An 11912-nucleotide genomic window follows, 5' to 3' on the forward strand; every position below is an offset into this window, starting at 1 on the left:
GTCATCCGATCTGCTCGCCGATGGCCTGTTCGACCAGGCCGAGCGCGTCGCCGATCGCCTCGGGCCGCGTACCGCCGCCCTGCGCGACATCGTCCTTGCCGCCACCGCCACCCCCAAGAGCCTTGGCGGCGACGCCGACCAGCCTTCCGGCCTTGAGCCCCCGCTCGCGCCCCGCCTCGTTGACCGCGGCGACCACCACGGGCCGGTCGGAGGGGGCGCCGGCGATCACCACGACCGCCGGCCGGTCGGCCGGGAATCTGCCACGCACATCAAGCGCGAGCTTACGCAGGTCGTCGGCGCCGGTGCCATCAGGCGCGCGGTGTGTCACCACGGAGACTCCGTGCAGGTCACGGGCCTGGGACGCCAGCTCGCCGGCCACCTGGAGCACCTGCGCCGAGCGGACCTTCTCCAGCTCCTTCTCGGCGGTGCGCAGGCGGGTGACGATGCCCTCGATGCGCTCGGGCAGCTCCTCGCGGCGCGCCTTGAGCTGCTCGGACAGCTGGGCCACCAGCACGCTCTCGCGGGCCAGGAAGCGGAAGGCGTCGATGCCGACCAGCGCCTCGACCCGGCGCACGCCCGCGCCGACCGACTGCTCGCCCAGCACCTTGACCAGGCCGAGCTGCCCGGAGCTGTGGACGTGGGTGCCACCGCACAGCTCGCGCGAGTAGTCGCCGATCTCGACCACGCGGACCTCGTCGCCGTACTTCTCGCCGAACATCGCCAGCGCGCCCATCGCCCTGGCCTCGGCCTGGGAGGTGTAGAACGCGTTGACCTTGAGGTCGTTGATCAGCACCGCGTTGACCTCGTCCTCGACGTCGCGCAGCACGCTGGCCGGGACGGCGCCCGCCGCGGTGAAGTCGAAGCGGAAGCGGCCCGGGGAGTTCTCCGAGCCCGCCTGCGCGGCCGTCTCGCCCAGCGCGTTCTTGAAGCCGCGGTGGACCAGGTGGGTGGCGCTGTGGCTGCGCGAGATGGCCCGGCGGCGCTCGACGTCGATCTCGGCCTGCGCCTCGTCGCCGGCCTTCAGCTCACCGCTGCGGACCTTGCCGCGGTGGACGATCAGGCCCTTGAGCGGCGACTGCACGTCGAGGATCTCGACCTCGGCGCCCGCCGTGCGGATGACGCCCTGGTCGGCGAGCTGGCCACCGCCCTCGGCGTAGAACGGGGTGCGGCCGAGCACGATCTCGACGGTCGTGCCCGCGCCGGCCGCCGGCACGCTGACGCCGTCGACCAGGATGCCGACGACGGTGGTCTCGGCCTCGGTCTCGTCGTAGCCCAGGAAGTCGATCTTGCCGGCCTTCTCCAGCAGGTGGCCGAAGACGGAGATGTCGGCGTTGCCGGTCTTCTTGGCCGCCGCGTCGGCCTTGGCCCGCTGCCGCTGCTCCTTCATCAGGCGGCGGAAGCCCTCTTCGTCGACCTTCAGGCCCTGCTCGGCCGCCATCTCCAGGGTGAGGTCGATGGGGAAGCCGTAGGTGTCGTGGAGCTGGAAGGCCTGGTCGCCCGAGAGCGTCGAGCCGGACTTGCGCTTGGTCTCCTCGACGGCCACGTCGAAGATCGCGGTGCCGGTGCGGAGGGTGCCGAGGAAGGACGTCTCCTCGGCGTCGATGACCGCGTGGATCTGCGGCGCGTCGACCTTGAGCTCGGGGTACTGCTCGCCCATCACGTTGATCGCGACGTCGGTCAGCTCGTGCATGTAGCGCTCGTCGCCGGAGCCGAGCAGGCGCAGGTTGCGCACCGAGCGGCGCAGGATGCGGCGCAGCACGTAGCCGCGGCCCTCGTTGCCGGGCATGACGCCGTCGGCGACCAGCATGGTGCCGGTGCGCACGTGGTCGGCGATCACGCGCAGGCTCACGTCGGCGCGGTGGTCGCGGCCGTAGCGGGTCTTGGTGAGCTCGGCCGCCTTGTCGAGGATCTTGTAGGTGGTGTCGATCTCGTAGAGGTTGTCGACGCCCTGCAGGATCGTCGCCATGCGCTCCAGGCCCATGCCGGTGTCGATGTTCTTGGCCGGAAGCTCGCCGGAGATGTCGAAGTCGACCTTGGTGCGGACCTGGCTGAGCTGGTACTGCATGAAGACGAGGTTCCAGACCTCGAGGTAGCGGTCCTCGTCGGCGACGGGGCCGCCCTCCTTGCCGTACTCGGGGCCGCGGTCGTAGTAGATCTCCGAGCAGGGGCCGCCGGGGCCGGGCACGCCCATGTGCCAGTAGTTGTCCTCCAGGCCGCGGCGCTGGATGCGGCTCTCGGGCACGCCGACCTTGTTGCGCCAGATGTCGTAGGCCTCGTCGTCCTCAAGGTAGACGGTGGCCCACAGCCGCTCCTCGGGGAAGCCGAAGCCGCCGTCGGACTCGGACCTGGTGAGCAGCTCCCACGCGAACGGGATCACTTCGGCCTTGAAGTAGTCGCCGAAGGAGAAGTTGCCGAGCATCTGGAAGAAGGTGGCGTGCCGGGTGGTCTTGCCGACCTCTTCGATGTCGGGCGTGCGCACACACTTCTGCGCGGTGGCCAGCCGTGACGCCGGAGGCTTGCGCTGCCCCAGGAAGTACGGCTTGAACGGCACCATACCGGCAGGAACCAGGAGTAGCGTGGGGTCCTCAGCGATCAGGCTGGCCGAGGGCACGACCTTGTGCCCACGCTCCTCGAAGAAGCGCAGGAAGCGGCGGGCTATCTCTGCCGACTCCATTGTGGCCATCCTTTGCTGGTAGTCAGTTGTCGATTTCAGCGTTGTCGAGCCCGAAGCGCGCCCGCAACTGGGTTTCGCGCTCGGCGGCCTCGCCGAGCGCGTCAGAGGTAAAGTCTCTCACCCGCGCGAGCATCCCCGCCGCGCCGTCGGCGGTGCGCCGCACGACGTGGGTCGGGTGCAGCGCCTGCAGCCTGCGCATCACCCAGAAGGCGAGGAACGCGCCGAGCGAGAGGTAGAACAGCCGTCTGATCACCGGGACCGCCTCACCCGGGCGGGCCTGCGGGCCTCGATGGCGCGCCGCACGCCGTAGCCGAGCGACGACACCTTGATCAACGGGCCGGTGAAGATGGTCTGCGTCACCGCGCTGAGCTTGGCGGCGTGCGCGCTGACCTGCTTGACGTCCTGGGCGATGGCCTCGACGGCGACGAGCTGCCTGTTGGTCTCGTTGACCGTGACGCTCACGTCGTCGAGCAGCGGCACCAGGCGGTTGTTCAGGTCGGAGACCGCCTTGGTGGTCTCGGTGAGCAGCCTGGCGAGCTTGACGAGCACCATGGCGAGAACACAGACCAGGACAATCCAGCCCGTGGCCGCGATCAGCCCGGCGACCTCTCCAGCGGTAAGCATCCGCTCATCTCCCTCGTACGCTGGGCCGGAACGGCATGAACCCTATCGCGTCCCGGCGACAAGGTTAGTGAGGAAAACGGGCCGGATCCGGCGGCGAGGCCACCTGTGGACACTTCCGTGACCGATCACATGCCGCTCCGACCAGGCGTTCCGCCGCCCGGCCCGCCTCCTGTAACGCCTCCTGTCACGCCTCGGGGACGCGGGCGAAGGCGCGTACGGGAACCCGCCCGACGCCCTCCAGGAACGGCGGCGCGGCCGTGAACAGGGCGCCGGTGGGCGGCAGCCGGTCGAGCCCGGTCAGCCGCTCCACGACCGGCACGCCCGCCGCCAGCAGCACGTCGAGAGCCGCCGACCCCCCGACGCCGTCGAGGCCGTCGGCGTCGGTGCCGACCAGGGACGCGCCGCGCCCGGCCAGCCACGCGGCGGCCTCCGGGGTGAGCCGCCCCCCGCCGGGCGCGCCGGTGTGCAGCAGCACCGCCCTGCCGCGCACGTCGAAGGCGGCCAGCGCGCCCACGCCGATCTCCCGCGCCTCGGCGCCCGCCACGCGCACCACCACGGCGGGCAGTTCGGCGGTGCGGGCCAGGGGCAGGCCGGTCAGGTCGCCGCCGGGCGCCACCAGGTACGTGCCGCCGTCACCGGGCGGGCGGGCCAGCTCGACCAGCGCTCCCCCGGCCGCCGGCGCGGCCTGCGCGGCGCGGTCGGAGGGCCCTCCCCTGGTGCCCTTGTGCGGCTCGGCGAAGATCTCGACGTTGTCCAGCTCGACGCCGTCGGTCATCAGCAGGCCGAGCGAGGCCACGAACAGCGCGGCGATCTCGTCCTCGGCGGCGTCGGGGCCGGGCAGGTCGACGCGGAAGCCGTGGACGGCGAGGTCGCCGCCGTTGCCGAAGGTGATGCGGGCGTCGAAGCTCGCGCGGTGGTCGGTCATGGTGGCGATCAATCTAGCGCGGCGGGCAGGGCTCAGGAGCCGCGCAGGAAGTCGCGGATCCGGGCCCAGCGGTCGGCCACCGGGGCCTCGGCGCCGTGCCTGGTGGGCTCGTAGTAGCGGCGGTCGCGCACCTGCTCGGGCGCGTAGTCCTGGCGCACCAGGCCGTGGTCGAAGTCGTGGGGGTACTTGTAGCCGCCGCCGTGGCCGAGCTTGGCCGCGCCCGGGTAGTGGGCGTCGCGCAGGTGGCCGGGGACCTGGCCGATCAGGCCCTTGCGGACGTCGCCGACCGCCGCGCCGATGGCCTTGACGACCGCGTTGGACTTGGGCGCCATCGCGCAGTGGATGACGGCGTGGGCCAGGTTGATCTGCCCCTCGGGCAGCCCGATGAGCTGCACGGCCTGGGCCACGGCCACCGCCGTCTGCAGGCAGGTGGGGTCGGCCATGCCGACGTCCTCGGAGGCGAAGATGACGATGCGGCGGGCGATGAAGCGCGGGTCCTCGCCGGCCTCGATCATGCGGGCCAGGTAGTGGAGGGCCGCGTCGGCGTCGGAGCCGCGCATCGACTTGATGAACGCGCTGATCACGTCGTAGTGCTGGTCGCCCTGGCGGTCGTAGCGCACGGCCGCCTTGTCGGCGGCCTTCTCCACCACCTCGACGGTGATGTCGTCGGCCAGCAGGGCGGCGGCCTCCAGGTAGGTCAGCGACCTGCGCGCGTCGCCGCCGGCCAGGCGCACCAGGTGGTCGAGGGCCTCGGGCGCGAGCCGGGCCCGCCCGCCCAGGCCGCGCGGCTCGGCCACCGCGCGCTCCAGGACCGCGCGCACGTCGTCGTCGGACAGCGACTCCAGCGTGAGCAGCAGCGAGCGCGACAACAGCGGCGAGATGACCGAGAAGTACGGGTTCTCGGTGGTGGCGCCGATGAAGGTGACCCAGCGGTTCTCCACCGCCGGCAGCAGCGCGTCCTGCTGGGCCTTGTTGAAGCGGTGGACCTCGTCTACGAACAGCACGGTCTGCCGGCCGCTCATGCCCAGCTCGCGGCGGGCGTTGTCGATGGCGGCGCGGACGTCCTTGACGCCGGCCGAGACGGCCGAGATCTCGACGAAGCGGCGCTTGGTGACGTTGGAGACGACGTAGGCCAGGGTCGTCTTGCCGGTGCCGGGCGGGCCCCACAGGAACAGCGACATGGGGGCCTCGCTCTCGACCAGCCGCCGCAGCGGGGTGCCGGAGCCCAGCAGATGCCGCTGCCCGATCACCTCGTCGAGGGTGCGCGGGCGCATCCGCACCGCGAGGGGTTGCGGGGTGGCCTCCTCAGCCGCCGAATCGAACAGGCTATCCACAACGCGAGATTACACGCCGGTCAGACCCGCCGCGGCCCACACGGCCCTGGCCCCGGAGTCGCCCGCCCGGAAGCAGAAGTAGCCCGCCACGGCGGCCAGGACGACCGTCAGCGCCGACAGCGCCAGCGTGACGGGCCTGCCGAACCGGTCGCGGGTGAGCGAGCCGCGCGCGGGGGTGGTGGCGTACACGAGAGCCAGGCAGACGGCGGCGAGCCCGGCCGCCGACAGCAGCAGCGGGGTCGCGAAGCCCTCGTGGACGGCGATCCGAGCGCCGAGCGGGCCGTCCACGCCGGTGAAGCGCGCCCGCCTGAGACTCTCCCCGCTCTCCTTGGCCGCCAGGACCGCCACGGGGGCGGCCACGGCCAGCAGCACCACCGCCCACGCCGTCACGGCCCGCACGCGAGGCGCCAGCGCGTACGCCCCGCCCACGAGGACGAGCAGCGGCGTCAGCACCACGGCGAGGTGCACGATCAGCGGATGGGCCGGCAGGCCGAGGATCTGGTCGAACACGGTCACTCCTTGGAGGGGCTCACCTGGACTACGTATCTGCCTGTGAAATGGTTCTCTCCTCACTTGCCCCACTCTGCGGCTTCCGCCACTTACGCCCGGCACATATCGGAGGCCGGTAGCATTCGCGGAGTTGTTTGGTCATGTGTCGGCAAAGATGAAGGAGACAACCGGTGAGCGGCGACGACCGCCAGAGCGAGCTGGCCCGGGAGCACAAGGAGCGGCAGGCGAGGCGCGCGGCCGAGCAGACCGCCAAGGCCAGGCGGAACACCTTCATCGGCGCGGGCGTGGCCGTCGTCGTGGTGGCGGGCGGCATCTTCGCCGCGACCACCCTGATGGGCGACGACCAGAAGACGGCCGCGGCGGCGAGCACGCCCTCGCCCTCCGTCAGCACCAGCATCCCCGCGCCGACGTCGCTGCCGAGCACCACGCCGCCGAAGCAGGCGGGCAAGGTGTCGTGCACCTACAAGCGGGACGAGTCCGCGCCCAACAAGTTCGTCGGCCTGCCGGGCAAGCGGCCCAACCTCAAGCTCAAGACGATGACCGTGAGCACCAACCACGGCGACATCGTGATCGACGTCGACGCGAACGCGACCCCGTGCTCGGTCAACTCGATGGCGTTCCTGGCCAGGAAGGGCTTCTACAACAACACCAAGTGCCACCGGCTGGTGACCCCGGAGACGGCCGGCCTGTTCCTGCTGCAGTGCGGCGACCCGCAGGCCAAGGCCGACGGCAGGAACCCGACCGACGGGCAGGGCACGGCCGGCTACGTGTACGCCGACGAGGCCGTCGGCATGCCCTACACCAAGGGCGTGGTGTTCCTGACCCAGCCCGACGGCGCGGCGGGGCAGAACAGCAGCCAGTTCGCCATCTCGCTGTCGGACGAGAACGGCCAGCTGGAGCCGCAGTACTCGGTGCTCGGCATGGTCCGCTCGGGCCTGGAGATCATCGAGAAGGTCGCCAAGGACGGCGTCATCGTCAACGGCGACGACATCGTGGGCGACGGCGGCTCGACCGCGCCGAAGAACCCGATCATCATCAAGCGCGTCACCGTGCGGTAGCACGCGGAACACGACGGCGGGCGCTCCCCTTCGAAAGGGGGGCGCCCGCCGTCGTCGTGTCAGGACTCGGACTTGGGCTGGGCGTCGACGCCCGCCTCCTTGCGCTGGTCGGCCGTGATCGGCGTCGGCGCGCCGGTCAGCGGGTCGAAGCCGGAGGCGGTCTTCGGGAACGCGATCACGTCGCGGATCGAGTCGCCGCCGGACAGCAGCATGCAGATCCGGTCCCAGCCGTAGGCGATGCCGCCGTGCGGGGGCGGGCCGTACTTGAACGCCTCAAGCAGGAAGCCGAACTTGCTCTCGGCCTCCTCCTTGGAGATGCCGAGCACGTCGAAGACCCGCTGCTGCATCTCGGCCCGGTGGATACGGATCGAGCCGCCGCCGATCTCCATGCCGTTGCAGACCATGTCGTAGGCGTAGGCCAGGGCCTCGGCCGGGTGGTCCTGGAAGTTGTCGGCCCACTCCGGCTTGGGGCCGGTGAACGGGTGGTGCACGGCCGTCCAGCCGCCCTCGCCGTCCTCCTCGAACATGGGGGCGTCGACCACCCACAGGAACGACCACTGCGACTCGTCGATCAGGCCGCAGCGGCGGCCGATCTCCAGGCGGGCCGCGCCCAGCAGGTCGCGGGAGGCCGAGCGGGCGCCGGCGGCGAAGAAGATCGCGTCACCGGGGGCGGCGCCGACCTTGGCGGCCAGGCCGGACAGCTCCTGCTCCGACAGGTTCTTGGCGACCGGGCCGCCGAGCGTGCCATCCTCCTGGACCAGCACGTAGGCCAGGCCCTTGGCGCCGCGGCTGCGGGCCCACTCCTGCCAGCCGTCGAGCTCCTTGCGGGTCTGCGAGGCGCCGCCCGGCATGACCACCGCGCCGACGTAGTCGGCCTGGAAGACGCGGAAGGAGGTGGCCGAGAAGTAGTCGGTCATCTCGACGAGCTCCTGGCCGAAGCGCAGGTCGGGCTTGTCGGAGCCGTAGCGGGCCATGGCGTCGGCGTAGGTCATGCGCGGCAGCGGCATGGGGATCTCGTAGCCGAGGATCTCCCGCCACAGGCGGCCGACCAGCTTCTCGCCGACCTCGATGACGTCCTCCTGGTCGACGAAGGACATCTCGACGTCGATCTGGGTGAACTCGGGCTGGCGGTCGGCCCGCAGGTCTTCGTCGCGGTAGCACTTGGCGAGCTGGTAGTAGCGCTCCAGGCCGGCGACCTGGAGGAGCTGCTTGAACAGCTGGGGCGACTGCGGCAGGGCGTACCAGTTGCCGGGCTGCAGGCGGACCGGCACCAGGAAGTCGCGCGCGCCCTCGGGGGTCGAGCGGGTCAGCGTCGGGGTCTCGACGTAGACGAAGCCGAGCTCGTGCATCACCTCGTTGGCCAGGTAGGTGGCCTTGGAGCGGGTGCGCATGGCGGCGGCGACCTGCTGGCGGCGGATGTCGAGGTAGCGGTACTTGAGCCGGGCCTCCTCCGACACGCCGACGTTGCCCTCGATGGGGAACGGCAGCGGCGCGGACTCGCTCAGCACCTCGACCCGCTCGGCCACGACCTCGATCGCGCCGGTGGGCAGCTCGGGGTTCTCGTTGCCCTCCGGGCGCACCCTGACCTGGCCGACCACCTGCACGCAGTACTCGGCGCGCAGGTCGTGGGCGTGGTCCTCCTCGCGGAAGACCACCTGCGCCGAGCCGGAGGCGTCGCGCAGGTCGATGAAGACAACGCCGCCGTGGTCACGGCGGCGGGCCACCCATCCTGCGAGCGTCACCTGCTGCCCGGCGTGCTCCTCACGGAGCGACCCGGCCGTATGCGTGCGGATCACTGCACTTTCCCTTTCAAAACGTCGGCGACCTGGGCCAGCGGCACCTGGGTCTGTTCTGCGGTGGTCAGGTCCTTCAGTTGCACGGCCTCGGCCGCGAGGTCTCGCTCGCCCAGGATCAGCGCGAAGCGGGCGCCGGATCTGTCGGCGCCCTTCATCGCTCCCTTGAGCCCCTTGCCGCCGAAGGCCATGTCGGCGCTGACGCCCGCCTCGCGCAGCTCGGAGACGAGCAGGAACATGCGGCGGCGCGCGTCGTCGCCCAGCGGGACACCGTACACCTGGACGCGGCCCGGCGCGGCCTCGCCGAGCAGACCCTCGGACTCCATGGCCAGGTACGTGCGGTCGGCGCCGAGCGCCCAGCCGACACTGGGCAGCGGCGGCCCGCCCAGCATCTCGCTGAGCCCGTCGTAGCGGCCGCCGCCACCGACGGCCGACTGGGAGCCGAGCCCGCCGTGCACGAACTCGAACGTGGTGCGTGTGTAGTAGTCGAGCCCGCGCACCAGCCGGGGGTCGTCCTCGAAGGCCACGCCCGAGGCGGTCAGCAGCGAGCGGACCTCCTCGTGGTAGGCCTTGCAGGCGGCGCACAGGTGGTCGACGACCAGCGGCGCGCCGGTGAGCTGGGCCTGCACCTCGGGCCGCTTGTCGTCGAGCACCCGCAGCGGGTTGATGTCGATGCGGGCCCTGGTGTCCTCGTCGAGGTCGAGCCCGCGCAGGAAGTCCTGGAGCGCGGCCCGGTAGGCGGGGCGGCAGTTCCGGTCGCCGAGCGAGTTGAGCAGCAGCCTGACCTGGCGCAGGCCGAGCGAGGCGAAGCCGCGCACGCCGAGCAGGATCAGCTCGGCGTCGAGCGCCGGGTCCTCGGAGCCGAGGGCCTCGGCCCCGACCTGCCAGAAGTGGCGGTAGCGGCCCTTCTGGGCACGCTCGTAGCGGAACTGGCTGCCGGAGTACCACAGCTTGACCGGGAGCTGGCCGTTGTGCAGGTTGTGCTGGAGCACGGCGCGCACGACCGAGGCGGTGCCCTCGGGGCGCAGGGTCAGCGACCTGCCCGCCTTGTCGGGGAAGGTGTACATCTCCTTCGACACCACGTCGGTGGACTCGCCCACGCCCCGCTTGAACAGCTCGGTGTCCTCGAAGACCGGGGTCTCGACGTAGCCGTAGCCCGCCTGCCGCAGCGGCGCGGCCAGTGCCTCGCGCACGGCCAGGATGGCCTCGGAGCTGGGCGGCAGCCAGTCGAAGGTGCCTTTGGGTGCTTGGAAGCTCATTAGATCCCTCGTGTGGGACCGGCCTGCGGCGCCGCTTCCTTCAGGTAAGGGTTGGTGGCGCGCTCGCGGCCGATCGTGGTCTGTGGTCCGTGGCCCGGCAGGACGACCGTATCGTCAGGCAGCGGCAGGCACTTGGTGGCCAGGCTGCTCAGGATGGTCGCGTAGTCGCCGCCGGGAAGATCGGTGCGGCCGATGGAGCCGGCGAACAGCAGGTCGCCCGAGAACATGATCTCGTCGCCGGGCAGCCGGAAGCTCACCGACCCCCTGGTATGGCCCGGGGTGTGGTCGACCACGAGATCGAGGCCCGCCAGGCTGAGCGCCGCGCCGTCGGACAGCTCGCGCACGTCGTCGGGCTCGCTCAGCCTGATGTCGCCGAACAGCGAGACACCGCCGCCCCAGCCGGCCGAGGGGTCGCTCAGCAGGTGGCGGTCGTCGGGGTGGATCCACGCGGGGACGTCGCGCGCGCCGCAGACGGGGGCGACCGACCACACGTGGTCGAGGTGGCCGTGCGTGAGCAGCACCGCGACCGGCTTGAGCCGGTGCTCGCGCAGCAGCTCGTCGACGCCTTCGGCGGCGTCCTGGCCCGGATCGACGATCACGCACTCCTCGCCGGCCGCGGGCGCGACGACGTAACAATTGGTCTGGAGGGCCCCTGCGGGGAAGCCTGCGATGAGCATCTGCCTCAGGTGATCTCGTCGAAAAGCCAATGGGAATGTAACCGAAGGGTACCGGTGCGGGTCGCCGGGCTGCGAATCATTACCCATTGGCCGATACGATTCGCCCACCTCAGTTGATTGACTATGGGAGGCAAAGCGGTGGCCACGGGCAAGGACCGGCAGAAGCAGCTGGCACGTGAGCACTACGAGCGGCAGATGCAGCGCCGCATCGAGCGCGAGCAGAAGGCCAAGCGCACCGCGATCATCGGCTCCACGGTCGGCGTGGTGGTCGTGGTGGGCGGCATCGTGGCCGCGGTCGCGCTGCTCGGCGGCGGCGACTCGACGACCGAGGCGTCCGCCTCGCCCTCGGCCTCGGCCCCGCAGGACACCGCGTCGGCGGCGGCCAGCACGGGGCCGAAGCCGTACAACGCGGCGACCGGCACCTGCGACTACGTCAAGGAGGCCGCCGGCGGCCAGGTCAAGGACGTCGGCATGCCGCCGGCCAAGGTCAAGACCGAGCCGGCCAAGAAGACGATGACGCTCGCCACGAACCTGGGCGACATCGTGGTCGAGCTCGACAACGCCAAGGCGCCGTGCACGACCAACTCGCTGGCCTTCCTGGCGAGCAAGAAGTTCTACGACGGCAGCAAGTGCCACCGGCTCGGCAGCGACAAGTTCCCCATGCTGCAGTGCGGCGACCCGACGGCCAAGGCCGACGGCAAGAGCCAGGACGGCGCGGGCGGCCCCGGCTACGTGATGGCCGAGGAGAACCTCCAGGGGGCCACGTACAAGCGCGGCACGGTGGCGATGGCGAAGACCTCGGCGCCGGGCAGCACGGGGAGCCAGTTCTTCCTCGTTTACGGCGATCTCGGACTCACCCCGGATTACACGCCGGTGGGTACGATCACCAAGGGGCTCGACATCCTGGACAAGGTGAACAAAGCGGGCGTCATCGCTGACATGGGAGATGGGACCGGAGCACCGAAGCAAACCCTCGAAATCAAAGACGTGACAATCGCCGGCAAGAGCTGACGTAATACAAACTAGGGACGAAGTAGTCCCGAAGGGTCTGATGGATA

Annotated in this window: 11 protein-coding genes; 2 read left to right on the forward strand and 9 right to left on the reverse strand. The window is 71.0% G+C overall.

Annotated features, from left to right (window positions below):
* Nucleotide 1 precedes the first annotated feature (1 nt).
* The 6 genes from alaS to AB0J46_RS42940 form a co-directional block, all read right to left on the reverse strand.
* Nucleotides 2-2674: an alanine--tRNA ligase gene (alaS, locus tag AB0J46_RS42915; protein WP_364340868.1), complete on the reverse strand. Its 2673-nt coding sequence runs from the start codon at nt 2672-2674 to the stop codon at nt 2-4.
* Between the two features lie 22 nt (nt 2675-2696).
* A complete protein-coding gene (locus AB0J46_RS42920) occupies nt 2697-2927 on the reverse strand; it encodes a hypothetical protein (protein WP_352327836.1) in 231 nt (76 codons plus the stop codon).
* Complete coding sequence (locus AB0J46_RS42925; protein WP_352327837.1) at nt 2924-3298, reverse strand: DUF948 domain-containing protein; 375 nt, start codon at nt 3296-3298, stop codon at nt 2924-2926. Before AB0J46_RS42925 ends, AB0J46_RS42920 begins: the two co-directional genes overlap by 4 nt.
* Nucleotides 3299-3482: 184 nt before the next feature.
* Nucleotides 3483-4223 carry a hypothetical protein gene (locus AB0J46_RS42930; RefSeq protein ID WP_364340870.1) on the reverse strand — a complete coding sequence of 247 codons (741 nt, stop codon included), beginning with the start codon at nt 4221-4223 and terminating at the stop codon, nt 3483-3485.
* Between the two features lie 32 nt (nt 4224-4255).
* Nucleotides 4256-5557: a replication-associated recombination protein A gene (locus AB0J46_RS42935; protein WP_364340872.1), complete on the reverse strand. Its 1302-nt coding sequence runs from the start codon at nt 5555-5557 to the stop codon at nt 4256-4258.
* A 9-nt stretch (nt 5558-5566) separates the two neighbouring features.
* On the reverse strand, nt 5567-6067 hold the full coding sequence (locus tag AB0J46_RS42940) for a hypothetical protein (RefSeq protein ID WP_364340874.1): 501 nt from the start codon (nt 6065-6067) through the stop codon (nt 5567-5569).
* A 170-nt stretch (nt 6068-6237) separates the two neighbouring features.
* On the opposite strand from AB0J46_RS42940, the gene AB0J46_RS42945 reads away from it, so the two are divergent.
* Entirely contained in the window at nt 6238-7125 is an 888-nt protein-coding gene (locus AB0J46_RS42945) for a peptidylprolyl isomerase (RefSeq protein ID WP_364340876.1), read from the forward strand.
* A gap of 59 nt (nt 7126-7184) precedes the next feature.
* Here AB0J46_RS42945 and aspS read toward each other — a convergent pair whose 3' ends face one another.
* The 3 genes from aspS to AB0J46_RS42960 are packed head-to-tail and all read right to left on the reverse strand — an operon-like array spanning nt 7185 to nt 10854.
* Entirely contained in the window at nt 7185-8921 is a 1737-nt protein-coding gene (gene aspS, locus AB0J46_RS42950; protein WP_364340878.1) for an aspartate--tRNA ligase, read from the reverse strand.
* A complete protein-coding gene (gene hisS, locus AB0J46_RS42955) occupies nt 8918-10177 on the reverse strand; it encodes a histidine--tRNA ligase (RefSeq protein WP_364340880.1) in 1260 nt (419 codons plus the stop codon). Before hisS ends, aspS begins: the two co-directional genes overlap by 4 nt.
* Nucleotides 10177-10854, reverse strand: a complete 678-nt coding sequence (locus AB0J46_RS42960; RefSeq protein WP_364340882.1) for an MBL fold metallo-hydrolase — start codon at nt 10852-10854, stop codon at nt 10177-10179. The genes hisS and AB0J46_RS42960 overlap by 1 nt, the downstream gene beginning before the upstream one ends.
* Before the next feature lie 138 nt (nt 10855-10992).
* Between AB0J46_RS42960 and AB0J46_RS42965 the strand changes: the two genes are divergently transcribed.
* Complete coding sequence (locus AB0J46_RS42965; protein ID WP_364340884.1) at nt 10993-11865, forward strand: peptidylprolyl isomerase; 873 nt, start codon at nt 10993-10995, stop codon at nt 11863-11865.
* Nucleotides 11866-11912: the final 47 nt, after the last annotated feature.

The organism is Nonomuraea sp. NPDC049758 (assembly GCF_040674635.1).
Lineage (GTDB): Bacteria > Actinomycetota > Actinomycetes > Streptosporangiales > Streptosporangiaceae > Nonomuraea.